This is a genomic window from Methylobacterium sp. WCS2018Hpa-22 (assembly GCF_031843785.1).
Lineage (GTDB): Bacteria > Pseudomonadota > Alphaproteobacteria > Rhizobiales > Beijerinckiaceae > Methylobacterium.
On the sequence record NZ_JAVTJA010000002.1, the window covers coordinates 397,090 to 420,871 of the forward strand.

Consider the following 23,782-nt stretch of genomic DNA (forward strand, 5'->3'; position numbering starts at 1 on the left):
AGCAAATTCTGTAGTTGAGGTCCGCTCCGTGATTCGCGTCGCCCAAGTCGCCCCGAACATTTTCCCTGTTCCTCCCGAGCATCACGGTGGCACGGAGCGGGTCATTCATGACCTCAGCACGGCACTACGAAACCTCAGCGTCGAAATAACGCTGTTCGCGCCGTCCGACAGTGCGACAGACTTACCACGCATCGGCGACCATCCCAGTCTGGCGGCCCTCGAAAGCGGGCACGGTCGCGTTGCACCCGGCGTCCCTGCGGCGCTCGATGCGCTGCAATTGGAGGCGCTGCGGCTGAGGATGGACGAGTTCGACATCATCCATTGCCACGGCGAGTTCGCACATGCGGCGCTCCTCGGAGCCCGCCGGCGGCACAGCCTGACCACGATCCACTGGCGGGTGGACGAGCTCGACCGGGCGCTGTTCTTCGCGGGGTTTCCCGACCTGCCGGTCGCGGCGATCTCGGCGGCGCAGGAGGCCGGCATCCCGGCCTCGAACCGCGCCGGGATCGTCCATCACGGCATCGCGCGGGACCGCTACGGCTTGCAGACGCAGCCCGGCGACCATGTCGCCTTCGTGGGTCGGATGACCGACCAGAAGCGGCCGGACACCGCCATCCGTGTCGCGCGCGCCGCCGGCCTGCCGATCCGGCTCGGCGGCACGATCGACGTCGGGAACCCCGACTATTTCGAACGCCACGTGCGCCCGCTTCTCGGCGAGGACGCGACCTATCTCGGTCCCGTGGACGATCCCCGGAAGGCGGATCTCCTGGGAAGCGCGCGGGCTCTGCTTTTTCCCATCGACTGGCCCGAGCCCTTCGGCCTCGTGATGATCGAGGCGATGGCCTGTGGCACGCCAGTGATCGCCTGGAACCGCGGCTCGGTGCCGGAGATCGTCGAGGACGGCGTGACCGGCTTCGTCGTCTCCTCCGAGGCCGAGGCGGTGGAGGCCCTGGGCCGGATCGGCCGCCTCGACCGCGCCGTCATCCGCCGCCGCTTCGAGGCGCGCTTCACCGCCGAGCGCATGGCGACCGATTACCTCGCCATCTATCGCCGCCTGCTTGCTGCCTGATGCGCGTCGCGCTCCTTACATGGGATTATCCGCCGGCACCGAGCGGCCTCTCGACCGCCGCCCGGGAGATCGCCGAAAGCCTCGCCGAGGCCGGCGCCGACGTCACGGTCTTCACCCTCGACCGCGTCGGCCGCGAACGGGTCGAGGGCGTGACGGTTGCGGGGATTGGCCTGCCGCCGGACGGCGGGCTGGCCCGCCTGCGCCGCTGGGGTTCGGCCGGGCACGTCGCCGCACCGCTGGCCTTCCGCCATGCCATCCTCGCCGACCATGCCCGAGCTCCCTTCGACGTCGTGGAGGCAACGAACTGGTACGCCCCCGCCGCGCTGCTGACCGGCCGCCGAGACCTGCCGCTGGTCACGCGTAGCTCGACGCCCGCCGCTTTCTCGCGCCCACCCGCCGGCTCGTTGCGCGATGACCTGGACGGAAGAGCCGCCGATGCCCTGGAACGCCGCCAGGCACGCGGCAGCGCCGGGTTGATCGCCAACACCGTCGAGCACGGGGCCGTGATCGCCCGAGCCTACGGCCTGTCCGGCCGACAACCGGAGGCAGTGATCGGCCTCAGCCTGCCGCCGGAGATCGCGGCGGCGGCGCGCGGCGCGTTGTATCCGGAGGATGAAGGGCCGGTACGCCTGCTCTTCGTCGGCCGGGCAGAAGCACGAAAAGGCTTCGACGCGCTTCTCGCTGCGGTTGCGATCCTGGCCGAGGAAGCGAGGCGCGGCGGCGTGCCCGCCTTCGTGCTCGATCTCGTCGGCGTGCCGGCAACGGATCTCCCGGCCGACATTCCTGAAGCGGCGCGGGCCTGCATTCGCGCACGCGGCCGGATGCCCGCGGAAGACCTCGCCGACGCCTATGCCAAGGCGCACGCAGTCCTCGCCCCCTCACGCTACGAAAGCTTCGGCCTCGTCTACCAGGAGGCCCTCGCCTATGGCCGGCCGGTGGTGGCCTGTGCGCAGGACGCGAGCGCGCGCAGGTTCGTAGGCGGGCCCGGCGCCGGGCCGCTGGCCAAGGAGGCTACCGGCCCGGCTCTGGCCGATGTCGTTCGTCCGCTGCTGGCCGATCCGGCTCTGCGCCGCACTTATCGGACCAACGCACTGGCGGCGGCTGGCCGCTTCAGCCGGGAGGTGCTCGCCAGAGAGACCCTCGACCTCTACGCCCGGGCTATCGCGGCGGCCCAGGCCCACGGGTCAGCGCGGCCTCACTCCCGGTAGGGCTGCAGCAGCGCGGCCTCCTCCTCGGGACGTCCGCGTCCCGGGTCCAGGCTCTCGTAGCGCCGTGAACGCGCCAGGACATGGCCCCGGCTCAGACGGTGCTCGATCGCCCCGTGCAGGGCGATGAAGCTGCGTGGCCAGCCGCCGTCGAGGACCGGCCGCTCATGCACGCGCCCAGCATAGCGCACGGACTTGCGATTGAGCCGATACTGCACGTCCGGGTAGACGTCCGAGAGGATGCCGTCGACACGGTTCCGGCGCGCCAAGCCGACGCAGAGGACAACGTCCGCCTCCGCCATGGCAGCCAGCGCCGGAAGGAGCTGGCCGGAATCGGCAGTGAGGCTCTCGTCGGCATCGAGCTGTAGCATCCAGGGATTGCGGGCGAGATCCTGAAGGACGTTGCGCTGCGTACTGAAATCACCGTCCATGGGCCGGGCGCCCACCCGCACGGCACTCGGTGGAAATCCGGCCGTGGGCACGGCTCGCGGCGGATGCGCCGGCGCGTCGAGCAGGATTACGACATCGTCGGTCCAGCCCGCATGGCTCGCCACGTTAGCCAGGACGGCGTCGAGCTCTGCCGGCCGGCAGAGCATGCCCAGGGAGACCGGCACTCCCGCCGCCCCGTCTAGGGCGTAGAGGTCCGCCCGCGCGGCACGGTCGCCATGCGGATGTCGAAGGTCGGTCCGCCCCTCGTCGTCGAGCGCACGAACGCCGAGGCCGAAGCCGGTCGCGGCACTGCGCAGGGTGTAGAGATCCAACCCGTAGCCGCCCTCCGGGTCGGGAAGGAAAATCGGGCCCGAAAGGCGCTCGGCGAGATCCGCGCGGCATCGCTCAGGGTCTGCATCCGCCGCCAGCAGGAGGCCGCAGGACGCGCAGGCGAGCGGAAAGGCGCGGCGGCGTCCACCCGGATAGATGAGGTGCCGGTCGGTCGGCTGCAGCATGGCGGCGCCACAGACAAAGCATCGACGCATCATCGGTCCCCCTCCCCGCTCGCACCTTGCCGCGCGGGTCCGACGCCATACCTCCGCTGTTCCTCGTACCCCTGCCGCAAGTGAACACCCAGGTCGACTCCCCCCTCTCCCACGACGTGCTGCGGTTACCGGATTCGCCGCTCGCCATCGTCGGCAACGCGCCGGGGATCGAGGCCGCCGCCGCCATCGACGCCGCCGCCTCTGTCGTGCGCTTCAACAACACGGCGGGTTTCGGCGGGAGCACCGGCTCCCGGGTCACGCACCTCGCCCTGGTCAATCGCGGCGGACAGATGCGCGAATGGCTGGCCGACCCACGCTTCCTCGATCGCCCCGTCGTCCGGTGCGCCGAAGCGTTCATCCTGCCATTCCCGATGCTCGCCGCAGAGGAGAACCAGCCTGAACAGATGTGCTGGACCCGCGAGGTGCTGGCCTTGCTGGCTCCCCTCGGCAAACCGGTCCACGTGCTGTCCGACGATCTGCACCGCGAGGGGCGGCGTCGCCTCGCGCCTGGCACCACGGGACGGCCGAACCCCAGCACCGGATTCCTCGTGACGCTGGCGCTCCTCCTCGGCCGGCGACCACAATCCGAGCCGATCGATGCCTATGGCTTCGGCTTTGCCGGCTGGCCCGGCCATCCCTGGGCCGCCGAGCGCGCGTGGTTCGCAGAGGCCGAGGCGGCCGGGCGGCTTCGACTGCACACCTCCACGTGAACCGCCCATCCCTGGGCCGGGCTCCTCACAAGACCGAGTTTCCCACATGACCACGCTGATCACCGTCCTGAAGGGCGGCGGCCGTTACGACGCGAGCTGGGTCGAGCGCCTCGCTCGCGGCGTGCGCCGCCACGCCCCGGCCTTCGACACGATACTCTGTCTCACGGACCTTCCCCTCAACGTAACCGGCGTGGAGCGCGTGGGGCTTAGGCACGATTGGCCGGCATGGTGGGCGAAGATGGAGGCGTTTCGTCCCGGCCTGACGCGGGGAACGTCGGTGCTGTGCGATCTCGACACCGTCTTCACTGGGCCGGCCGACGCCCTCGCCTCGCCGGGATTGGCCGCGATGGAGGATTATTTCCACAAGGGCCGTCTCTCCAGCGCCCTGATGCGCTGGGAGGGCGGCGAACTCGACTTCCTCTCCACCGCCTTTACGGCGGACCCTGCGCGCTGGATGGAGGCGGGGTCATGCGGACCGGTCCCGAACGCCGTGCACGGCGATCAGGTCGTCATCGACCACCTGCTACGACGGGAAGGCGTGTGCCCGGACTATATCCAGCGCCTTCACCCGAACCTGCTCGATTTCTACGACCCGCGCCGGGCCGATCACGGTCCGGTGGTGATCTTCATCGGTGATGCGAAGCCGGACAATGCGACCGGCCCGGTCCGGGCGGCATGGGAACAGCCTTGACCCGTCTCATGCCACCGGTCCGCTTCCCGCTCATGAAGGGCTGATCGCTTTCGTGATGGGAAGGCGTCCTCCACCGGGACGATTTCGCTTTCCGGCCCTCAGCCTGCTTGGCCACCGTCAGACAGGGTGCCGACCCTTTCCGCTGCGAAGCGCTCGCGCAGCCACGCCGCAGAGGGGCCGCAGGGGCGCTGCTTGTGCCAGACCAGTTCCAGGGCGATCGGCCAATCGCCCTTGTCGAATTGCAGGTCCGGCGTGACGAGGTACGGCGCGGTCTGCGATGCCGCGATGACGTGGTCGGTGACGAAGGCCCAGCCGATCCCGTGTTTTACCAGTTCGAGGATCACCCAGTGGCTCTCCACCCACCAGACCTCGGCGGCCACCCGCAGGCGGCGCTTTTCCGGCCCGTCGCTGCGCGCGGCGACGAGGATCTGGCGGTGGCGCTTCAGTTCCTCCCACTCCACGCGTGCTTTCGCCAGCGGGTGATCGCATCCGCAGACGAGCTTGAGCGGTACCCAGCCGATGGTCTGGAAGCCCAGTTCCGTGGGCAGGACCTCCTGGCGCCACATGACACCGAGATCGGCGGCGCCGGATTGAACCATGCGGCTGACATCCTCCATCAGCGGGAAGAGCAGTTCCAGTTCCACGAAGGGGAAATGCCGCGCGAAATCGGCGAAGAGGGCGCCGAGCGCATGTTCGGGGTAGAGTTCGTCGATGGCGACCACCAGCCGGTTCTCCACCCGCCGCTCCAGGCTGCTCGCCACGCCGATGAGATGCTCCCGCCGGTCGAGTACCACGCGCGCTTCGAGCAGCAGCCGCTCTCCCGCCGGTGTGAGCACCGGGTTCCTGCCCGCCCGGCTGAATAACGCCACGCCCAGATCCGTCTCCAGGTTCGCCACCTGGGTGCTGATGGCCGACTGCGCCTTGCGCAATGTCCGGGCTGCGCCAGAGAAGGACCCGGCCTCGGCCGCTGCCACGAAGGCCTGAAGCTGGTCGAGTGAGACGGCCATCTATCTGAATCCGAGATACATACCAACTTGATACTCTGGGTATCGCAGATAGGAAGCGGTCAACCAACGAGATTGTTCAAGGTATGACCATGCGCAGCACACGCGACCGTATCCGCCACGCCCTCTTGTTCGAGATGTTCGGGCTCGCGCTGATCATCCCGTTCGGCACCGTGCTGTTCGGATTGCACGCCTCCGATATGGGAATGATCGGCGTGGGCAGCGCCGTGATCGCAACGGCCTGGAACTACGTCTACAATCTCGGTTTCGATCGAGCCATGCAACGGCTCGCCGGTCACACGCGAAAGAGCCTCCCCCTGCGGGTGGGGCACGCCGTTCTGTTCGAGGCAGGTCTGCTCATGATCCTGCTGCCGCCGATCGCCTGGTATCTCGGGATCGGCCTCGCGCAAGCCTTCTTCATGGATCTCGCGATCGCGGCTTTCTACGTGGTCTACGCCTTCCTCTTCAATCTCGGCTACGACCGGGCCTTCCCATTGCGGAGCTGGAGCGAGACCGCGGCGGAGCCGTGCCGCTGAGCGGCGCCCGTCGCCTGCAGCAGAGGCCCAGGCTTCGAAAGTGCACCCTGGGGGCGGATCGGCGACGATCCCCCCTGCTTTCAGACGGATTCCGCGCTCCTGACGGGCCGTTGCTCACGAGAAACGAAATTCGAGACGATGGCTGAAAATTCGGGCGTGCGCAGGTAGCCGTAGGATTTATGGTGGTTCGGCTCCCCGCCGGGACGCCGGTACGCATTCATGACTCTCCGGTCGTCGATGCGGATGCAGGTCTCGTTTGGGGGGTAGTCCGTCGCCAGATCACCCATGATGGCGACGACGTCTTCTCCATCGGCGAGGTTCGTCCAAGCCGCGACGTTGTTCGGCACGCGTAATGTGTCGTGCTCGGCCTCGAATTTGAGTTTCACCTTCGCCAGGCCCAGTGGCGACGCCGCCGTGACGAGGTGGTCGATCCTCAATGATGGTTCGTCCCGTTCCAGCATCCGCAAGACGTCGTAGGCGATGACCGACCCCATCGAATGGGCGACAAGAAGGATGCGATGGGCGCTGAATGCCTTCAGGCGTTCGATCAGCCGCGTGCGAACCCGACGGGCGAAGTCCTGTTCGGCGTGATAGTGCCAGAGGTCGTCGAAGCGATGTTCGAGAATGACATCGTCGACGAGAGTCACGCCGGTCGCCTCCTCGACGGCGTCGATCCCGGCATAGACCGGCGCCAACATGGCGTTGGTGGTGAGCGTCGGCGCGGTCTCCCCGCGTGGCAGAGGTCCCGTCCCCTCGTAAGGCCGGTATGGCTCGCGGTTGCCATCCCCGGACAGCGGCGCGTCGTAGCGAAGATCGGCCCAGTAGACGAAGTCGAACGCGAAGTGGGGATCGGCGATGCCTTCGTTGCGAACGAGGCCCTCGTCGATGGCCGCCTTCCACCAGCGCGTTTTCTCATCTGCGGGTGGTTTATTCGCGAGACCGTGGATGCCGATAACGACGCAATCGCGCTCCATAGGTCCGGTGGGTTCCTCTCGATGAAGGCGCGCGCTTCACCACGCCCGCCTTTGTCAGGTCGGTCCATGAACGCGAATCCCCGGATTTCGATGCATGGCGAAGGGTGAAGTTGGCGACGCATGCCCATCGCCCATGCAGCCGTCGGTGCTTGCGTCAGGGCATGTCAGGTCCGGGCATCGTCCTCCGGCGCGCGCAGGCGGTAGCCGATTCCGGTCTCGGTGAGGAGGATGCGCGGCCGCTCGGGATCGGCCTCAAGCTTGAGGCGCAGCTGGCGCATGTAGACCCGCAGGTATTGCGGGTCCGACGAGGTCGAGACCTCCTTCATGAGTTGGGCGTGTGTGAGCGCCTTGCCGGCATGCTGGATCAGCACGCGCAGGAAATCGTACTCGCGCGGGGTGAGCTTCACTTCCGCTCCGCGCACCCGGACGATGCGGCGCACGAGATCGACGCTAAGGCCATCGACCTCGAACAGGGCGCGCTCGCCCTGGACGGCGAGCTGATGGCGCAGGGCCGCGCGGATGCGGGCGAGGAGTTCGCCCATGCCGAAGGGCTTCGTCACATAGTCGTCGGCCCCGAGATCGAGGGCCTCGACCTTGCCGGGCTCGTCGTCGCGGCTCGATAGGACGACCACCGGCAGGTCGCGATGGTCTTCGCGGATGCGGCGCAAGAGGTCGTGCCCCCGCATGTCCGGCAGCCCGAGGTCGAGGATGATCAGGTCGATCGCCTCCTTGGCCAGGAGGTCGAGGGCGATGCGGGCGTTCGGCGCCTCGAAGATCGCGTAGCCTTGGGTCGCGAGCCCCATGCGCAGCAACTTGCGGATCGGCGGTTCGTCGTCGATGACGAGGATGTTCAGGCTCATGCGGCGATGTCCGCCCGGCGGTGTCCGGGCACCGGCAGGATAATGGTGAAGATCGCGCCGAGGCGGTCACGGCGGTTTCCCGCCGTCATTGTGCCACCCATGGCCTCGACGAAACCGCGTGCGATGGCGAGGCCGAGCCCCGTTCCCGCCCTTACGCTGTCACCTTTGCGGACGCGATAGAACTTGTCGAAGACGCGCTCGACATCGGCCTCAGGCAGGCCGTCGCCCTCGTCGAGCACCGCGAGGCGGACCCACCCACCCTCGGCCGAGCCCCGGACGGTGACGGTGGACTCCTCCGGGGCATATTTGGCGGCGTTGTCGAGGAGGTTGACCAGCACCTGCTCGAACAGGACGGGGTCGAGGCGCAGGGCTGGCAAACCCGCCGGCAGATCCAGCACGACACGGTGTCCTGCCAGAATGGGCCCGAGGCGACGCAGGGCCGTGTCCACGATCTCGGCGACATCCTGAAGGGTGAGGTTGGCGGCGACCGCTCCCGCCTCGAGCCGTGTCATGTCGAGGAGGTTGACGATGAAGCGGTTCAGACGCTCCGATTCCACGATGACGGTCGTGAGCAGGTCGGCCTTGGCCTCGTAGGCCAAAGCCCCATCGAGGTCGCGCAGGGTCGTGGCCGCCCCCAGCACCGAAGCGAGCGGCGTGCGCAGATCGTGCGAGATCGAGGTGAGCAGTGCCTGGCGCAGGCGGTCGGTCTCGGCGGCGCGCTCGGCGCGGTCGAGATCCTCCACGAGGCGGACGCGCTCGATGGCGAGCGCCGCCATATCGGCCAAAGTGTCGAACAGGCGTCGTTCCTCCGGGGTGAGGATGGGGCCGATGCGATCCGCATCGAGGCCGATCACGCCGACGATGCCGCGCCCCGTGCGCATCGGCAGGAAGAGCCGCCTGGCGCCCGGCAGGGTGTCGGCGCCGCGTCCCGCCGGCCTTTCGTTGTCGAAGGCCCATTTCGCCGCGCCGAAATCGGCCGCATCCAGCCTGTCCTCGGGTGGGAAGCCGGCGCGCACCGAGACGACGTCGTTCTCGGGCAACAGGAGCACGACGCGGACCTTGAGCATGGCGGCGATCTGGGCCGAGGTGGCCCAGAGCACGTCGTCGAGGGTTCCGCAGCCGGCGAGCTTGCGGCTGAAACCGTAGAGTCGCTCCGTTGCACGGGCACGCCCTTGCGAGACCCTGGCCTCCCGGCGGGTCTGCGAGGCGAGGTTCGAGACCACCACGGCCACCACCGTAAAGAGCAGGAACGCGGCGACGTTGGTCGGGTCGGCGATGGTGAGTGTGTAGACCGGCGGGAGAAAGAAGAAGTTGTAGGAGAGCGAGGCGGCCAGCACCGCGGCCAGCGACGGCCCCAGCCCGAGGCGCACCGCCACCGCCACCACCGCGGTCAGCAGGATGAGGTCGGCATTCTCGACGCCGAGAAAGGGCTGCAAAACGAGCGCGAGTCCGAGCCCTAAAGCCGTGGCGGTCAGGGCGAGGACATAGTGACCGGGACTGAAGGCACGCACGGCCGGGGCCGTCGCCACCGTCTTCGGCGGAACCGGACCTGCCTCGATCGCCTCGCCGGCGATGACGTGGATACTGATCGTGCCGGAGCGCCGGACGATATCGTGCACCACCGAGCCATGGAACAACTCGAACAAGGGCGAGCGGTCGGCCTTGCCGAGAATGATGTGGTTGACGTTCGCCGATCGGGCATAGGCGAGGATGTCGTCGGCGACGCGACGGCCACCCGGGATCGTCACGGCATCGCCGCCGAGGCGGTCGGCGAGGCGCAGGGTGTCGGCGATGCGGTCGCGCGCGGCCTCGTCGAGGGAGAGGGTTCGAGGGCCCTCGACCGTGATGGCGGTCCAGGGCGCGTGCAGCCGGTCCGCGAGACGTTTGGCGTGGCGCACGAGGCCGGCCGAGCGCGGATCCTCACTGATACAGACGAGGACCCGTTCGCCCGCGCCCCACGGACCCGCGATGGCATTGGCCCGCATGTGGCTGAGAAGTTCGTCATCGACCCGGTCGGCGGTGCGTCGGAGCGCGAGTTCCCGCAGGGCCGTGAGATTGCCCCGGGAAAAGTAGTGTTTCAGCGCGCGCTCGGCGTTCCCCTTCACGTAGACTTTGCCGTCGCGCAGACGCTGGATCAGGTCGTCGGGGCTGAGATCGACCACCTCGATGTCGTCGGCCCGGTCCAAGACACCGTCCGGCACGGTTTCCCGCACGCGGATGCGGGTGATCTGGGCGACGACGTCGTTGAGGCTCTCGACATGCTGGATGTTCAGAGTGGTGTAGACGTCGATGCCAGCGTCGAGGAGTTCCTCGACGTCCTGGTAGCGCTTGGGATGGCGCGAGCCGGGCGCGTTGGTGTGGGCGAGCTCGTCCACGAGGGCCAGGGCGGGCCGACGCAGGAGCAAGGCGTCGAGGTCCATCTCATCCAGCATCGTGCCGTGATACGCGATGGAATGCCGGGCCATCACCTCGAAGCCCTCGACGAGAGTCTCGGTCTCGGACCGGCCATGTGTCTCGACCACGCCAACGACGACGTCCGTCCCGGCCTTGAGCCGGGCACGTCCGACGGTCAGCATCTCGTAGGTCTTGCCGACGCCGGGCGCCGCCCCCAGGAACACCTTGAGGCGGCCGCGATGTCCCTCTTCTCGGCGGACGGCCTCGAGCAGCGCGTCGGGCGAGGGACGGTCCGGATCGCGATGAGGCATCAGCATGGGCGGCCCGACATGCGGAAAGAATGACGCGGCAAGATTATCTTGGCTTCAGATCGTCCAGGGCGAGGTTGAGGGCAAGGACGTTCACGCGCGGCTCGCCGAGGATGCCGACGAGCCGGCCCTGGATCTGAACCTCCACGAGGGAGCGCACCCTGTCCTCCGACAGGCCGCGCTCCCTGGCGACGCGGGGAACCTGGAACTGGGCCGCGTCCGGCGAGATGTCCGGATCGAGACCAGATCCGCTCGCAGTGACGAGATCGACCGGTACCGGCTGGCCGGGATTCCCGGCCTTCAGAGCGTCGAGGTCACCCTTGACCCGTTCCGCCAGGACGGCGCTCGTCGGACCGAGGTTCGAGCCCGAGGAATTCGCGGCATTGTAGGGCGACGGGACAATCTTGGTGGCATCGGCCGGGTCGGCGGCGCTCGTCGCCGAGGGGCGACCGTGGAAATACCCGGCACCGGTGAAAGACTGTCCGATCAGGCTGGAGCCGACGATCCTGCCGTCGCGCTCGATCAGGCTGCCGGCGGCCTTGGCCGGGAAGATCGCCCCCGCGAGGCCGGTCATCGCGAGGGGATAGGCGAGCCCCGTAAGTGCCGTCAGGGCGATCAGCAGGACGAAAGCGGGGCGAAGCTGGGTCAACATGGACGTATGCCTGTCGTGAGTTGGCGTGACGGCTCGGACGAGGTGCGGGGAGATCAGACGAGGTGAAGCGCGGTGATGGCGAGATCGATGGCCTTGATGCCGATGAACGGCACCAGGATACCGCCGAGGCCGTAGATCAGGAGGTTGCGCCGCAGAAGTGCGCCGGCCCCCACCGCCCGGTAGGACACGCCGCGCAGCGCCAGCGGGATCAGCACGACGATGATGAGCGCGTTGAAGATGATCGCCGACAGGATCGCGCTCTCGGGCGAGGCCAGCCGCATGATGTTGAGCGCCCCAAGCTGCGGGTAGAGCACGAGGAACATCGCCGGGATGATGGCGAAGTACTTGGCGACGTCGTTGGCGATGGAGAACGTGGTCAGCGCGCCTCGCGTCATCAGCAGTTGCTTGCCGATGCCGACGATCTCGATGAGCTTGGTCGGATCGGAATCGAGGTCGACCATGTTGCCGGCTTCGCGGGCCGCCACCGTGCCGGTATTCATGGCCACGCCGACATCGGCCTGGGCAAGCGCCGGGGCGTCGTTGGTGCCGTCGCCGCACATGGCCACGAGCTTGCCCTGGGACTGTTCCTTGCGGATCAGGGCCAGCTTGTCCTCTGGCGTGGCCTGGGCCAGGAAATCGTCCACGCCGGCCTCGGCCGCGATGGCCGCCGCCGTCATCGGGTTGTCGCCGGTGATCATCACCGTTCGGATGCCCATCTGGCGCAACTCGGCGAAGCGCTCGCGGATGCCGCCCTTCACGATGTCCTTCAGGTAGACGACGCCGAGCAGTTGCCCGTCGCGTGCCACAGCGAGCGGTGTCCCGCCGGCCTTCGCGACGTCGTCGGCAATGGCCTGGATCTCACGCACGATGTCGGTGGCGGGTCCGGGGGCGTAGGCCAGGGCGGCGTTCGATCTGCGCGCGGCTACGGGCTGAGGGCTCACAGAGGCGATGATCGACTCCACCGCGCCCTTGCGGATCGAGGAACCGTCGACATCGACGCCGCTCATTCGCGTTTGAGCGGTGAAGGGCACGAAGGTGGCGTTCAGGCTTCCCATGTCGCGGGCGCGGATGCCGTACTTGTCCTTGGCCAGCACCACGATGGAACGACCCTCGGGCGTCTCGTCCGCCAGCGAAGCGAGCTGGGCGGCGTCGGCCAGTTCCTGCTCGGAGACACCGCGCACGGGTCGGAACTCGGTGGCTTGCCGGTTGCCCAGAGTGATGGTCCCGGTCTTGTCGAGGAGCAGGGTATCGACGTCGCCGGCCGCCTCCACGGCGCGGCCCGACATGGCGAGGACGTTGAACCGGACCAGCCGGTCCATCCCGGCGATGCCGATGGCCGAGAGGAGCGCGCCGATCGTCGTCGGGATCAGCGTGACGAACAGCGCGACGAGAACGATGACCGGGATCGCGCCGCCGGCATAACTAGCGAAACTCGGGATGCTCGCCACCGCGAACAGGAAGATGAGGGTCAAGCCGGCAAGCAGGATGTTGAGCGCGATCTCGTTGGGCGTCTTCTGTCGCGAGGCGCCCTCCACCAGGGCGATCATGCGGTCGACGAAGGTCGAGCCGGCGGCGGCGGTGATGCGCACGCGGATCTCGTCGGAAAGCACCTGAGTGCCGCCGGTGACGGCCGAGCGGTCGCCGCCGGATTCGCGGATGACCGGGGCGGATTCGCCGGTGATGGCGGCCTCGTTGACGGAGGCGACGCCGGCTATGACCTCGCCATCGGATGGGATCAGATCCCCCGCCTCCACCAGCACCACATCACCGACCTTGAGTGACGTGCCCGGAACGGTCTCGACCTCGCGGCCGGAGCCGGTGAGGCGCTTGGCCGTCATCTCGGTCCGGGTGCGGCGCAAGCTGTCCGCCTGCGCTTTACCACGCCCCTCCGCGAGGGCTTCGGCGAAATTGGCGAAGATCAGGGTGAACCAGAGCCACAGGATGATCTGACCGGAAAAGGCGAGGTTGGCCCCGCTGGTGAGAACGTCGCGAGCGAAGAGGATCGTGGTCAGGGCAGCCACGACCTCGACCACGAACATGACCGGGTTGCGGATCATCCTGCGGGGATCGAGCTTGGTCAGGGCGCCAAGGAGTGCCGGCCCGACGAGGGAGGCGCTGAACAGGCTGGAGGAGTTTGGGCGGGCCATTGCGGTTGTCCGATAGGGAGGCATTTGGGGGCGGCGCCGTCGAGCGGAGCTCAGGGTGCCAGCGCGCGGGTCAGCAGGTCGGCTCCCGCCATGATGCAGAGGGCGCCGAGGAGGATCAGGCCGAGCATGCCGAGGATCACATCCGAAATGCGGAGGTCGTGGCGGTCTCGTTGAACCCGGCTCCAAGTCGGGGGACGGGGTCGGTGCAGGGCGAGCGCCCGGCGGACGACGGATCGTTTCGGCGCGGAGTGGGGAAGCGACAGGCGACGCATCTCAGCCCCCCGCCGGAAATGTCTGCCCGAGGCCGCCGGCGAGGTGCTCCACCACCGGTCCGAGAGCGAGCGCCGGGAAGAAGGTCAGTCCACCAACGATGAGGATCACCCCCACCAGCAGTCCTACGAACAGGCCGCCATGGGTCGGGAAGGTCCCGGCCGAGGCCGGCACGGTCTTCTTGGCCGCCAGCGATCCCGCGATGGCCAGCGCCGGGATGATGACGAAGAAGCGACCGAACAGCATGCCGAGGCCGAGGGTGGTGTTGTAGAAGGTCGTGTTGGCCGTGAGCCCGCCGAAAGCGGAGCCGTTATTGGCCGCCGCCGAGGTGAAGGCGTAGAGGATCTCCGAAAAGCCGTGCGGTCCGGCATTGGCGGGCCCCGCGAGGCCGGCCGCGACGACGGTGGCCAGCGCCGTGAAGCCCAGCATCATCAGGGGCAGGCACAGGATGGCGAGCATCGCCATCTTGACCTCGCGGCCCTCGATCTTCTTGCCGAGATATTCCGGCGTACGGCCCACCATGAGACCGGCCACGAAGATCGTCACGATGACGAAGACCAGGATGCCGTAGAGACCCGCACCGACGCCGCCGACGATGATCTCGCCGAGTTCCATGTTGATCAGCGGGATGATGCCGCCGAGCGCCGTGAAGCTGTCATGCATCGCGTTGACCGCGCCACAGGAGGCCGCCGTGGTAATGGCGGCGAATAGTGAAGAGCCGAGAATCCCGAAGCGGACCTCCTTGCCCTCCATGTTGCCCCCGGTGAGCCCGAGGCCGTTGAGGACGGGGCTGCCCGCGCTCTCGGCCCAGTAGACGATGGCGGTTCCAGCCAGGAACAGCGCGCCCATGGCGGCGAGGATGGCCCAACCCTGGCGCTCGTCACCGACCATGCGGCCGAACACGTTGGTCATCGCCGCGCCGAGGGCGAAGATCGAGACCATCTGGACGAAGTTCGAGAGCGCGGTGGGGTTCTCGAACGGATGCGCGGCGTTGGCGTTGAAGAAGCCGCCGCCATTGGTGCCCAGCATCTTAATGGCGACCTGGCTCGCCACGGGGCCGACCGCGAGGGTCTGCTTCGCGCCCTCCAGAGTGGTCGCCTCGACGGCGCCGGAGAGCGTCTGGGGAATGCCCTGCCAGACGTAGAACAGCGTCAGCACCATGCAGAGCGGGAGCAGCAGGTAGAGGGTCGTGCGGGTCACATCGACCCAGAACGAGCCCACGGTTTTCGCCGAGGCCCGTGAAAAGCCACGCACGAGCGCGACGGCGAGCGCGATACCAGTGGCTGCCGAAAGGAAGTTCTGGTGCGTCAGGCCCAGCATCTGCGTGAGGTACGACAGCGTCGTCTCGCCACCATAGGATTGCCAGTTGGTGTTGGTGACGAAGCTCGTCGCGGTGTTGAAGGCGAGGTCCGGCGCGACGCCGGCTTGTCCGTCCGGGTTGAACGGCAGCAGCGCCTGGACGCGCAGAAGAGCGTAGAGCGACAGGAAGCCGAGGACGTGAAAGGCGAGCATCGCCAGCGCGTAGGCCAGCCAGTGTTGCTCCTGCTCGGCATCGATGCCGGCGACGCGGTAGAGTCCGCGCTCGACGGGTGAGAGCACGGGCGAGAGCAGCGTACGCTCGCCCGTGAAGACACGGGACATGTAGCCGCCAAGCGGACGGGCAAGCGCGACGACGACCGCGCAGAACAGCGCGATCTGGAACCAGCCATTGAGACTCATCGGGGAATTCCTTCAGAACCGCTCGGGGCGGACGAGGGCATAAGTGAGGTATCCGAGCAGCCCCAGGGTCACGAGGGCGCCCAGCATCAGGTCGAGGGTCATGGCGGGGGCCTCAGAGGCGTTCGCAGAGGGCGGCGTAGCCGGCAGCAAGGCCGAAAAAGCCGAGGCCCAGGGCAATGAAGGTGAGATCGAGCATGGAGCGTCCGTTTCGGTTCGGCGCGCCGGTGCCGTGACCGGCCGCGCTCGCCCTCCGATGTGGCTCGGAACCGCATTAGGGTTCGAGAGGGACGCGAGGACGATCTTATAAGGATCGCATGAGGATTCGTGCCGTCTTGGATGTCGAGGGTGGTCCCGTGGCAGGACCAGTGCATGGCGTCCCCGTCTGACGCCCGGCACTGAATCCGACGGGCTCCGGGCAATCCGTACCGGCATTTGCGGTCCCGCCGCGCCGACTCATGCGAAGAGGTTGCGATGAAGGCGATTTTTGGCGAAGCTGATGCCGGTCAATGCATGGGAAAAACGCTCACATGTCTACCGAGGCCGCCAAGGGACCTGCATCTTACTTTCCATCCATCGAGAAGAAGTACGGACGCCCGATCGGTGACTGGCAACAATTGGTGAGAGACCGACTTCCCGCCAAGCACATGGAACTGGTGTCGATGCTGAAGGAAGAACACGGAATGGGTCACGGTCACGCCAACGCGATCGTCGCTCATGTGCTGTCCGCGCAGAACGCGTAGCCGACCCCGGCCGGCACTGCGACGTGGCAGCACCGCCCTCATTCCGCTGGATCGCGTGGTTCGGAATTCTTCCACCGCAACGTATCGACCAATGCTCGAAGCGCGGGCGAGATCTGGCGGTTGGGAAAGTAGAGATGACAGCCTGGAAATGGCGGGCACCAATCGTCCAGCACCTGGATCAACCGGCCGGCCGCCACATCCTCTACGACATCCGTCTCCAGCATGTAGCCGAGGCCCGCGCCCGCACGTATCGCGGAGGCTGCCAGCGCGCCATCATTGACGATGAACTGGCCGCCTGCGCGCACGCGTATGTCGCGTCGGTCCCGAGCGAACTCCCATGGCAGGAGGCCGCCTCCGCCGATCAGACGGTAGCTGACACAATTGTGGTGCTCCAGATCGGCCGGGGTCTCGGGCCGAGGATGGCGTGCGAAGTAATCCGGCGTGCCGACGACCACCGTGCGGAGATCGGGGCCGACGCGCACCGCCACCATGTCGCCTTCCACGGCTTCGCCGAAGCGGATCCCTGCGTCGAAGCCGGCAGCGACCAGATCGGCGAGACGGTCGTCGACGAGAACCTCGACGGAGATCGCCGGATGGTCGAGGAGGAATTGGGGAAGCGACGGTTCGAGGATCGTGCGGGCGGCGTAGGAAAACGTGGTGAGCCGGATGGTACCCGAGGGCTCGCTCCGCCAGTCGGCGAGCGCCGCGAGTCCTCGAGCGATCTCTTCCAGCGCCGGGTTGATCGTGCGCAGGAGCCGGTCGCCGGCTGGCGTCGGGGCGACGCTCCGCGTCGTGCGTGCGAGAAGGCGAACACCGAGACGCGTCTCCAATCCACGAATCGCGTGGCTGAGGGCCGAGGGCGAAAGGCCGAGTTCGGCCGCCGCGCGGGTGAAGCTGCAGACGCGCGCCACGGCCGCGAAGGCCGCCAGATCGTCGAGATCCCCGCGCCGCATTGATGCATTCCGCTCACAAACCCATGCCGACCAGCGGAGCTAATCGCCGGGTTGCCACGACCCTATCCTCATCTCGGTGATTAGCGAGGTGCAACAATGGATCTGACGCATTATCGGACGCTCGGCCGCTCGGGCCTGGCCGTGAGCCCCCTGGCGCTGGGCACCATGACCTTCGGCACGGCACGCTGGGGCCTCGACGAAGACGGCAGCCGCGCAGTGTTCGATGCCTATGTCGCGCAAGGCGGCAACTTCGTCGACACAGCCGACATCTACGCAAGCGGCGCCAGCGAGACGATGCTCGGCCGCTTCGTCGCCGAGCGGGGCCTGCGCGACCAAATCGTTCTCTCCACCAAGTCGGGTTTCGCCGCTGGGAACGGACCGCATGCGGGTGGCTGCGGTGCCAAGCATGTCCACGCCGCGATCAACGGATCGCTTCGCCGCCTGGGAACGGATTATGTCGATCTGTACTGGCTGCACGTCTGGGACGGACTCACGCCGGCGGAGGAACTGCTCGAGACGATGGCCGGCCTCGTTCGGTCGGGCAAGATTCGCTACTGGGGCTTGTCGAATACACCTGCCTGGTACGCGGCCAAGCTCGCGACGCTCGCTTCCGTGCGTGGCCTGCCGGGACCGATCGGGTTGCAGTATTTCTACTCGCTCGTGAACCGGGAGGTCGAGGACGAGCACATCCCGCTCGGTGCCGAGTTCGGCATGGGGATGGTGCCCTGGTCTCCCCTCGCCTACGGGCTGCTCACGGGCAAGTACGAACGTGCTTCCGTCGAGGCGGGCTCCCCGCGTGGCTCGGGGCTACCAACGGACACGGCCAAGGCTGGGCAGGAGCGGACGGCCAAAGACAGACGTCTCGATGGCGCCAACCCCTTCGGGGACAGCCTGTTCACGCCACGCAATTGGGACATCGTGGACTCGGTGCGCCAGATCGCTAGCGAGATCGGGCAGCCCCCGGCAAGGATCGCCCTGGCATGGGTCGTAGGCCAGCCGGGCGTGGCCTCGACCCTGATGGGCGTGAGCCGGCCGGCGCAAGTGAAGGACAACGTAGCGGCCCTCGACCTTACTTTATCGCCTGAGCATCGTGCCGCCCTCGACACTGTCAGCGCCTTCGCCGAACCACGCCTCATCTACGGCCTGTCCCGCCCCCCTTTGCAGCAGCAGGTCATCTTCGGTGGCAGTCGGGTCCACGCATCGACCGGGATGCTGCCCCTCTGAGCAGACCATGCGAACCTGATCCAGAACCGGATCCCGGATACTCGCGACCTCGTGGCGTTTCCGAGCGTGATACAGACCTGTTGAGCCATGACCCGGCGTCACCACGTGACAATCAAAAAACCCGCCACGGCGCGAACCGGGCGGGTCTGATGTCGGTATTATCGCGGATGGACGATCAGCAATCGTCGCCCTTCTTGCCGACGGCCTGATTCTCGCCGGCATTGTTCATTGCGCCAACGGTGCCCGGGGCGGCGGGCTGCTGGCCACCTGCGAGATTCTTGCTGCCGGGCTCCTCATTTCCCTTGGTGGCGGAAGCGCCCGCACCCGGCTTATCGCCAAGGCCCTGGTTGGCACCGACATTGTTCATCGCGCCGACGGTGCCTGGGGATGCAGGCTGCTCGCCACCAGCGAGGTTCTTGCTGCCGGTATCGGACTTGGAGCTCTTATCGGTGGTTGAACCGGTATTGCATGGTGCAGCCAGAGTAGTCCCGGCCGTGAAAGCAAGAACCATTGCCGCGCCGGCGATCGCAGTAAACTTCATGGGGCGTCCCTCCAAGATCGGTGTCGGGAGGAATAATTCCGAGCCTCAATATTGGTTCCCGTCGAATGGGCCGCAGGTAATACCACTTGCCAATCCGCCCCCCAGTATCACCACCGAAGCAGGATGGAATTCATCACATCCGCAATCACAGAATCCGAGTGATCGAGAAGGCCGGAAAAAACCGACTCCTCCGCCGCTCATAACTGTGACGGCTAATCTTGCTCACAAGAACATGCCGGCACTGACGACGTTGGCGTTTCCTTCAGAAATCTAACCGGTGAGCGATACAGGCTTGCGTTATCGACATCGTCCCGTCTGACGATCGCGTCCATCGAGACGTCGACGGTGTCATCCAAGAAGGTACGTCCGGCCATGTCGAGGACATGCACGTGGTCGTGCTGGGCATTCTCGCCGTGCCGACGAACGCTGAACAGCAAAGTCACGACGATCCTTCGTAATTGAGAGGGGCACACCCAACGACCAAGATGGCGCCGTCATGTGTTCGGCTCCAGCTTAGTCACCATGCACGATGCCGCTGCGACGGCTCCGGCCAGCAGGGCGATTCCAGCCCACGACAAGCGGCTCGGTCCGGCGGTTTCGAGGATGATGCCGCCCAGGACGGCTCCGCCGAAAATGGCGATATTCCAAGCCGTGACGATCATCGCCTGCGCCACATCGGCCGCTGGGCCTGCCGTACGTGCCGATGCGGTCTGAAGAACCGTCGCCGACCCGCCGAATGCCAGACCCCAGATCAATACGGCGCCATAGATCGCGAGGGACGCTCCACTCGTAACGGCAAGCATGAAGGCCGCGACGATAAACAATCCGATCGCGGCGAAAAGCAAAGCCCGCAGCCATCTGTCGATCAGCACGCCCGTCAGTCCGATACTGACGAGTGCGGAACCCCCGAAGACCAGTAGAACATCGTCGATCCGGTCGGGCATGCGGTAGTCGGCCAGGATGGGCGCGATGTAGGTGTAGAGGAGATTATGGGCCAGCACGAAGCAGAGCGTCACCGCCAGTACCGGCCGCACGCCCGGCACTGCAAAGACTTGAGTCAGCGATGGGCGTTGCGTTTCAGGTTCGCCAGGGAAATCCGGAACTTTTGCGATGATCCAGCCAACCAGTAGCAGCGCGATGAGGCTGAGCAGGCCGAAGGTGAGCCGCCAGCCGGCGAGCATGCCCAGAAACGTACCGGCCGGTACCCCGATAGAAAGTGCCACGGGCGTTCCTGCCATCGCCACGGCCATGGCTCGCCCCGCGAGACGGGGAGGTGCCATGCGAACCGCATAGCCAGCGAGGAGCGCCCATAGCAGGCCGGCCGATACCCCGCCGACAAAACGCGCCGCCATCGCGACGGCGAAACTCCCGGTCAGGGCCGTTATCAGGTTGGCGATCATGAACCCGACGATGGAGCCAAGCAGAAGCGGTCGTCGGCGCCAGCTTCGCGTCGCCGCGGTCAAAGGGATCGCAGCGAGGAGCGATCCCAAGGCGTAGACACTGATCCATTGGCCGGCCATGGCCTCGCTCACCCCCAGCGATCCCCCGATCTGCGGAAGAAGTCCGGCCGGCAGGGCCTCGGTCAGGATCGTGACGAAGCCCGCGACCGCCAGAGCACATAGCCCGGCCATCGGCAGCCGATCGGCTCGCGCCGTCATGCCGAAGCCCTCGGAAGTACAAGGTCGCCCACCGTGTAGGTGTGAAACTCGCTGGACGAAACAGTTTCGAGCGCCTGAAACTTGTCGACGAACACCGGATCGGAGAAGAAGATCTCAACATCTTTCGGATCTGATATCGCCTCGATATTCACGACGGTCAGTCCATCGGTGCTCCTGGCAAGGTTGCTCCATAGAAATCCGGGCTTCCGCTCGGCCACATAGTGAACGACATCCTGGATGAGCCGGAACGCGTCTTCCTGCTTGCCAGGGTGAACGTGAATTACGTTGACGATGAAGGTGGTCGGGATCGGATGAATCGTGAAGGCTGGGATCATGTTCGCTTCCCTGGTTTTGCGAGGTCCAGGGGATAGCGACCGGACCGTTGCGGAAAAACGGGCCAGCGTTCCGGTGACTGCGGAAGGAAATTCGCTTAACCGTGACGACATGGACAAGCTCACGGCGTTCGATGCCTTCGTGCAGTCGGCTGAAACCGGCAGCTTCGTCGCGGCGGGCCGCAAGCTCGGCCTGTCAGCCTCGGCAGTCGGCAAGGCGGTGGCGCGGCTCGAGCAACGGCTGGACGCGCGGCTGTTCCATCGCAACACGCGCAACATGACCCTGACCGAGGAAGGGCGACTGTTCCTGGAACGCTGTCACCGCATCTTCGAGGAGATCGAGGCGGCCGAAGCCGAGCTGGCCCGGTCCAATCGAACCCCGAGGGGCCGGTTGCGTGTGAGTCTCCCGCTGGTCGGCATGTTGCTGACGCCGGTGATGGCTCATTTCATGCGCACTTGGCCCGAGGTTCAACTCGACCTGGATTTCACGGACCGGCTGGTGGATGTCGTGGAGGAAGGGTTCGACGCCGTCATTCGGACCGGGCACCCCTCTGACAGCTTGTTGATGAGCCGCCATCTTGGACGGTTCCGCCTGAGAATCGTCGCGTCACCCAACTACTTGGCGCAATATGGAGTGCCGCTCACCCCTGACGACCTGCACCAGCATCACTGTCTTCATCAGCGTTCGCCGGACACCGGAAAGCTGCGGCCCTGGCCCTTTGTGCGTGCTTCAGGCCAGGGGAAGCCCGTCTTGCCCGAGCGGATGAGCGCGACAGCGGTCGACCCCCTGATCGAACTGGCGAGCGAGGGAATGGGCATCGCCTGTCTGCCGCCCTTCGCGATCCGCGACGAAATCGCCGATGGCCGTCTCGTGTCCATCCTGGACGAGTGGTTGACCGGGACCGATCAGTTCCATGTCCTGTGGCCGGCCAGCCGGCAGATCACGCCCAGACTACGTGCGTTCGTCGATTTCATGGCCGAACATCTACAGCCGCAGTAAAGACGATACGCGAGATCGCCAAGAGTGGTCCCGCTGTCTATTCGAGTGCTCCAGCGATGATCTCAGAAGCGAAACTTAGTCGTTCAAGCTGCACAACACAGGGGTGTCGAGGCGAGCGCAGAAATCCGGCTGGAAGTCTTCAGGGTGTTTCGCACCGGGCTGGAAGAGTCGAGAACCGGCCGGCGCAACATCTCTCGTGCCTACCTACGGCGCTCGACGATGCTTCTGTGTACAATCGGCTCGGTGGCGACGGCGGACGATCCACTCGGCATGCACCATATCCATCGACATGGCATTCCGATCGTGACGGACTTGACAGCGTGCGTTTTCGGCATCCGCACTCAAGCTGTTGATTCAGCTCGCGACAGCAACAAATTGATGAAATTGCTTCACGAGAAAGCGATTTCTTTCGGCGATCATCGAGCATGGCGAGGAATCCGCACGCAACCAGAGGATATGCTTCGGCAATCGCCGTTGGTGGCCTCGTTGTGCTGATGGTGCAGGAAGTGCCGAACTGGAACGCGACCCTCATAGGTCTGCTCTCCCTGATCGCGTTTGCCGTACTCTGGATACTGGCAGGACGCGAGGTCATCGAGGAGGGGGCGCGCGCGCCGGTTCGGGTCGCCGTCACGGTTCATGACATCGAGGCCGATGACGCGGCCATGTCAGAGCACCGCTTGCTTCTCGGCCCGCCGGGACACCTCGAATTACTCGAACCTCGACGCTCACCGACGATCTTGTCCCTTCGACGGCTCCCGAAGCTGCGTTGGAAATAGCGGCACCCAGAGAGTGCGTGTCCGAGCGAGCGGCTCGACGGACGCGATCCCTTCGTTCGTGGAGCGGTTGTCAGCTCTTCCCTTCTTTCCAGGCACAAGGTGCCGGAAAGACCTGCGCACGGCGCGAACCTGTTTGGGGCCGCAGGATCATGACAGGGTCAAGTCTCATGAGCACCCCTGACTGACTCAAGAGAGCTCCGCTTCGAGGAGCCGATTGGTGTCGACAATCTTGTCGGCCAGTTCCAGAATGAGAAAACGTTGAACGTACAGCGCCAGGTCAGGGCGTTCACGCTCCATCCGGGCCAGAGCGGCCCGATCGATGCCGACGGTGCGGCAGGGGCTTTCGGCGATCGCCGTGGCGGTGCGCCGCCCCCCCTGGGCCAAGCCGATTTCGCCGATGACAGTGCCGGCTGTGGTCGTGCGCAAACGATGGTTGGAGCGGCCGGGCATCTCCAAGCGGATGGAAATGAGGCCGTGTTCGAGGAAGTAAAAAGCGTCAGCAGGCTCACCCTGACGCATCAGCGCCTCGCCGGCCGCCAGAGTGCGGAGACTGAGATACGGTTCCAGTTCGCCAGCCCCGACCGTGCAGCCGAGCCTATCGGCAAGGTGCTGAGCAAACGATGTCGCTTCACCTTCGTCGCTGGTCCCGGCCTCTGACAAGAGAGCCGTCTCCGCTGCCCGCATGGCCGCATCGCGGGTGCGAAAGATCCGTATTCGCGGCTCTACGAGAAGTCCGTCACGTTCGATCTGTTGATGAGCGATTGGGCCGAGATTCACCAGCAGAACGTCGAAGCGCGCCTGCTCGGCGAACTGCCCGATCTTACGGAAGACAAGCAGCGCGGAACTGTCCAGTCCGACACATTCACGGAAATCCAGAATCAGGAAACGGAAATCGGGAGTTGCTTCCACGTCAGCGGCGGCTTGGCGCAAGATCGTCTGCGCGTTCAGGAAAAACAGGTACCCTTGCAGGATGTAGATCCGCGTCCGCTCCCCTGATGCATGCAGCAGATCGGTGATGTGGGGCGCGCGAATGATACTGCTTCGA

The 23,782-nt window shown here is 66.2% G+C and carries 24 protein-coding genes; 9 read left to right on the forward strand and 15 right to left on the reverse strand.

Features of this window, described 5'->3' with window-relative positions; translation table 11 throughout:
- Positions 1-28: 28 nt before the first annotated feature.
- The gene (locus tag RQI43_RS04325; protein WP_311274317.1) at positions 29-1,069 is read left to right on the forward strand and encodes a glycosyltransferase family 4 protein; all 1,041 of its coding nucleotides are present in this window, start codon (positions 29-31) and stop codon (positions 1,067-1,069) included.
- Complete coding sequence (locus RQI43_RS04330) at positions 1,069-2,277, forward strand: glycosyltransferase family 4 protein (protein WP_311274318.1); 1,209 nt, start codon at positions 1,069-1,071, stop codon at positions 2,275-2,277. The genes RQI43_RS04325 and RQI43_RS04330 overlap by 1 nt, the downstream gene beginning before the upstream one ends.
- Here the strand turns inward: RQI43_RS04330 and RQI43_RS04335 are convergent.
- On the reverse strand, positions 2,265-3,248 hold the full coding sequence (locus tag RQI43_RS04335; protein WP_311274351.1) for a hypothetical protein: 984 nt from the start codon (positions 3,246-3,248) through the stop codon (positions 2,265-2,267). The two genes, RQI43_RS04330 and RQI43_RS04335, sit on opposite strands and share 13 nt — an antisense overlap.
- An 80-nt stretch (positions 3,249-3,328) precedes the next feature.
- Here RQI43_RS04335 and RQI43_RS04340 point away from each other — a divergent pair, with 80 nt between their 5' ends.
- Both RQI43_RS04340 and RQI43_RS04345 read left to right on the forward strand, forming a co-directional pair.
- Positions 3,329-3,958, forward strand: coding sequence for a hypothetical protein (locus RQI43_RS04340; RefSeq protein WP_311274352.1), 630 nt, complete (start codon positions 3,329-3,331; stop codon positions 3,956-3,958).
- A 46-nt stretch (positions 3,959-4,004) separates the two neighbouring features.
- Positions 4,005-4,649 (forward strand): hypothetical protein, encoded by a 645-nt coding sequence (locus RQI43_RS04345; protein WP_311274319.1) that lies wholly within the window; start codon positions 4,005-4,007, stop codon positions 4,647-4,649.
- A 98-nt stretch (positions 4,650-4,747) separates the two neighbouring features.
- Here RQI43_RS04345 and RQI43_RS04350 read toward each other — a convergent pair whose 3' ends face one another.
- On the reverse strand, positions 4,748-5,656 hold the full coding sequence (locus RQI43_RS04350) for a LysR family transcriptional regulator (RefSeq protein ID WP_311274320.1): 909 nt from the start codon (positions 5,654-5,656) through the stop codon (positions 4,748-4,750).
- Between the two features lie 89 nt (positions 5,657-5,745).
- On the opposite strand from RQI43_RS04350, the gene RQI43_RS04355 reads away from it, so the two are divergent.
- On the forward strand, positions 5,746-6,189 hold the full coding sequence (locus tag RQI43_RS04355; protein WP_056423715.1) for a PACE efflux transporter: 444 nt from the start codon (positions 5,746-5,748) through the stop codon (positions 6,187-6,189).
- Positions 6,190-6,269: 80 nt separating this feature from the next.
- On the opposite strand, the gene RQI43_RS04360 is transcribed toward RQI43_RS04355, so the two are convergent.
- The 8 genes from RQI43_RS04360 to RQI43_RS04395 form a co-directional block, all read right to left on the reverse strand.
- The gene (locus RQI43_RS04360) at positions 6,270-7,163 is read right to left on the reverse strand and encodes a hypothetical protein (protein ID WP_311274321.1); all 894 of its coding nucleotides are present in this window, start codon (positions 7,161-7,163) and stop codon (positions 6,270-6,272) included.
- A gap of 164 nt (positions 7,164-7,327) precedes the next feature.
- Positions 7,328-8,023 (reverse strand): response regulator, encoded by a 696-nt coding sequence (locus RQI43_RS04365; protein ID WP_207409889.1) that lies wholly within the window; start codon positions 8,021-8,023, stop codon positions 7,328-7,330.
- Positions 8,020-10,734: a sensor histidine kinase KdpD gene (locus RQI43_RS04370; protein WP_311274322.1), complete on the reverse strand. Its 2,715-nt coding sequence runs from the start codon at positions 10,732-10,734 to the stop codon at positions 8,020-8,022. The genes RQI43_RS04365 and RQI43_RS04370 overlap by 4 nt, the downstream gene beginning before the upstream one ends.
- 37 nt (positions 10,735-10,771) lie before the next feature.
- The gene (locus tag RQI43_RS04375) at positions 10,772-11,377 is read right to left on the reverse strand and encodes a K(+)-transporting ATPase subunit C (RefSeq protein WP_311274323.1); all 606 of its coding nucleotides are present in this window, start codon (positions 11,375-11,377) and stop codon (positions 10,772-10,774) included.
- A gap of 53 nt (positions 11,378-11,430) precedes the next feature.
- Positions 11,431-13,524, reverse strand: a complete 2,094-nt coding sequence (gene kdpB / locus RQI43_RS04380; RefSeq protein WP_311274324.1) for a potassium-transporting ATPase subunit KdpB — start codon at positions 13,522-13,524, stop codon at positions 11,431-11,433.
- Between the two features lie 50 nt (positions 13,525-13,574).
- A complete protein-coding gene (locus RQI43_RS04385; RefSeq protein ID WP_311274325.1) occupies positions 13,575-13,796 on the reverse strand; it encodes a hypothetical protein in 222 nt (73 codons plus the stop codon).
- A 1-nt stretch (position 13,797) separates the two neighbouring features.
- Positions 13,798-15,513: a potassium-transporting ATPase subunit KdpA gene (gene kdpA, locus RQI43_RS04390; RefSeq protein WP_311274326.1), complete on the reverse strand. Its 1,716-nt coding sequence runs from the start codon at positions 15,511-15,513 to the stop codon at positions 13,798-13,800.
- A gap of 12 nt (positions 15,514-15,525) precedes the next feature.
- Positions 15,526-15,615 (reverse strand): K(+)-transporting ATPase subunit F, encoded by a 90-nt coding sequence (locus RQI43_RS04395; RefSeq protein ID WP_056423457.1) that lies wholly within the window; start codon positions 15,613-15,615, stop codon positions 15,526-15,528.
- Between the two features lie 425 nt (positions 15,616-16,040).
- Here RQI43_RS04395 and RQI43_RS04400 point away from each other — a divergent pair, with 425 nt between their 5' ends.
- Positions 16,041-16,253: a DUF4287 domain-containing protein gene (locus RQI43_RS04400; RefSeq protein ID WP_311274327.1), complete on the forward strand. Its 213-nt coding sequence runs from the start codon at positions 16,041-16,043 to the stop codon at positions 16,251-16,253.
- Between the two features lie 38 nt (positions 16,254-16,291).
- On the opposite strand, the gene RQI43_RS04405 is transcribed toward RQI43_RS04400, so the two are convergent.
- Positions 16,292-17,206, reverse strand: coding sequence for a LysR family transcriptional regulator (locus tag RQI43_RS04405; protein ID WP_311274328.1), 915 nt, complete (start codon positions 17,204-17,206; stop codon positions 16,292-16,294).
- 96 nt (positions 17,207-17,302) lie between these two features.
- On the opposite strand from RQI43_RS04405, the gene RQI43_RS04410 reads away from it, so the two are divergent.
- Positions 17,303-18,430, forward strand: coding sequence for an aldo/keto reductase (locus tag RQI43_RS04410; RefSeq protein ID WP_311274329.1), 1,128 nt, complete (start codon positions 17,303-17,305; stop codon positions 18,428-18,430).
- Between the two features lie 175 nt (positions 18,431-18,605).
- Here the strand turns inward: RQI43_RS04410 and RQI43_RS04415 are convergent, their stop codons facing one another.
- The 3 genes from RQI43_RS04415 to RQI43_RS04425 form a co-directional block, all read right to left on the reverse strand.
- Complete coding sequence (locus RQI43_RS04415; protein WP_056423446.1) at positions 18,606-18,971, reverse strand: hypothetical protein; 366 nt, start codon at positions 18,969-18,971, stop codon at positions 18,606-18,608.
- 494 nt (positions 18,972-19,465) lie between these two features.
- Positions 19,466-20,629 carry an MFS transporter gene (locus RQI43_RS04420; RefSeq protein WP_311274330.1) on the reverse strand — a complete coding sequence of 388 codons (1,164 nt, stop codon included), beginning with the start codon at positions 20,627-20,629 and terminating at the stop codon, positions 19,466-19,468.
- Positions 20,626-20,964 (reverse strand): antibiotic biosynthesis monooxygenase, encoded by a 339-nt coding sequence (locus RQI43_RS04425; RefSeq protein ID WP_056451996.1) that lies wholly within the window; start codon positions 20,962-20,964, stop codon positions 20,626-20,628. Before RQI43_RS04425 ends, RQI43_RS04420 begins: the two co-directional genes overlap by 4 nt.
- 109 nt (positions 20,965-21,073) lie before the next feature.
- Between RQI43_RS04425 and RQI43_RS04430 the strand changes: the two genes are divergently transcribed.
- Both RQI43_RS04430 and RQI43_RS04435 read left to right on the forward strand, forming a co-directional pair.
- Positions 21,074-21,961: a LysR family transcriptional regulator gene (locus RQI43_RS04430; protein ID WP_311274353.1), complete on the forward strand. Its 888-nt coding sequence runs from the start codon at positions 21,074-21,076 to the stop codon at positions 21,959-21,961.
- A gap of 425 nt (positions 21,962-22,386) precedes the next feature.
- Positions 22,387-22,737, forward strand: a complete 351-nt coding sequence (locus RQI43_RS04435) for a hypothetical protein (RefSeq protein WP_311274331.1) — start codon at positions 22,387-22,389, stop codon at positions 22,735-22,737.
- A gap of 186 nt (positions 22,738-22,923) precedes the next feature.
- On the opposite strand, the gene RQI43_RS04440 is transcribed toward RQI43_RS04435, so the two are convergent.
- Positions 22,924-23,772 carry a cyclic nucleotide-binding domain-containing protein gene (locus RQI43_RS04440; protein ID WP_311274354.1) on the reverse strand — a complete coding sequence of 283 codons (849 nt, stop codon included), beginning with the start codon at positions 23,770-23,772 and terminating at the stop codon, positions 22,924-22,926.
- Positions 23,773-23,782 lie beyond the last annotated feature (10 nt).

Bases quoted from the DNA above. Each gene is read 5' to 3' on its own strand.
- RQI43_RS04410 (WP_311274329.1), top strand. From the start codon at position 17,303: ATGGATCTGACGCATTATCGGACGCTCGGCCGCTCGGGCCTGGCCGTG.
- RQI43_RS04355 (WP_056423715.1), top strand. From the start codon at position 5,746: ATGCGCAGCACACGCGACCGTATCCGCCACGCCCTCTTGTTCGAGATG.
- RQI43_RS04395 (WP_056423457.1), bottom strand. From the start codon at position 15,615: ATGACCCTCGACCTGATGCTGGGCGCCCTCGTGACCCTGGGGCTGCTC.
- kdpB (WP_311274324.1), bottom strand. From the start codon at position 13,524: ATGGCCCGCCCAAACTCCTCCAGCCTGTTCAGCGCCTCCCTCGTCGGG.
- RQI43_RS04400 (WP_311274327.1), top strand. From the start codon at position 16,041: ATGTCTACCGAGGCCGCCAAGGGACCTGCATCTTACTTTCCATCCATC.
- RQI43_RS04330 (WP_311274318.1), top strand. From the start codon at position 1,069: ATGCGCGTCGCGCTCCTTACATGGGATTATCCGCCGGCACCGAGCGGC.
- RQI43_RS04345 (WP_311274319.1), top strand. From the start codon at position 4,005: ATGACCACGCTGATCACCGTCCTGAAGGGCGGCGGCCGTTACGACGCG.
- RQI43_RS04385 (WP_311274325.1), bottom strand. From the start codon at position 13,796: ATGCGTCGCCTGTCGCTTCCCCACTCCGCGCCGAAACGATCCGTCGTC.
- RQI43_RS04435 (WP_311274331.1), top strand. From the start codon at position 22,387: ATGGCGAGGAATCCGCACGCAACCAGAGGATATGCTTCGGCAATCGCC.
- RQI43_RS04430 (WP_311274353.1), top strand. From the start codon at position 21,074: ATGGACAAGCTCACGGCGTTCGATGCCTTCGTGCAGTCGGCTGAAACC.
- RQI43_RS04420 (WP_311274330.1), bottom strand. From the start codon at position 20,629: ATGACGGCGCGAGCCGATCGGCTGCCGATGGCCGGGCTATGTGCTCTG.
- kdpA (WP_311274326.1), bottom strand. From the start codon at position 15,513: ATGAGTCTCAATGGCTGGTTCCAGATCGCGCTGTTCTGCGCGGTCGTC.
- RQI43_RS04365 (WP_207409889.1), bottom strand. From the start codon at position 8,023: ATGAGCCTGAACATCCTCGTCATCGACGACGAACCGCCGATCCGCAAG.
- RQI43_RS04370 (WP_311274322.1), bottom strand. From the start codon at position 10,734: ATGCTGATGCCTCATCGCGATCCGGACCGTCCCTCGCCCGACGCGCTG.
- RQI43_RS04335 (WP_311274351.1), bottom strand. From the start codon at position 3,248: ATGCGTCGATGCTTTGTCTGTGGCGCCGCCATGCTGCAGCCGACCGAC.
- RQI43_RS04375 (WP_311274323.1), bottom strand. From the start codon at position 11,377: ATGTTGACCCAGCTTCGCCCCGCTTTCGTCCTGCTGATCGCCCTGACG.
- RQI43_RS04360 (WP_311274321.1), bottom strand. From the start codon at position 7,163: ATGGAGCGCGATTGCGTCGTTATCGGCATCCACGGTCTCGCGAATAAA.
- RQI43_RS04425 (WP_056451996.1), bottom strand. From the start codon at position 20,964: ATGATCCCAGCCTTCACGATTCATCCGATCCCGACCACCTTCATCGTC.
- RQI43_RS04350 (WP_311274320.1), bottom strand. From the start codon at position 5,656: ATGGCCGTCTCACTCGACCAGCTTCAGGCCTTCGTGGCAGCGGCCGAG.
- RQI43_RS04405 (WP_311274328.1), bottom strand. From the start codon at position 17,206: ATGCGGCGCGGGGATCTCGACGATCTGGCGGCCTTCGCGGCCGTGGCG.
- RQI43_RS04415 (WP_056423446.1), bottom strand. From the start codon at position 18,971: ATGAAGTTTACTGCGATCGCCGGCGCGGCAATGGTTCTTGCTTTCACG.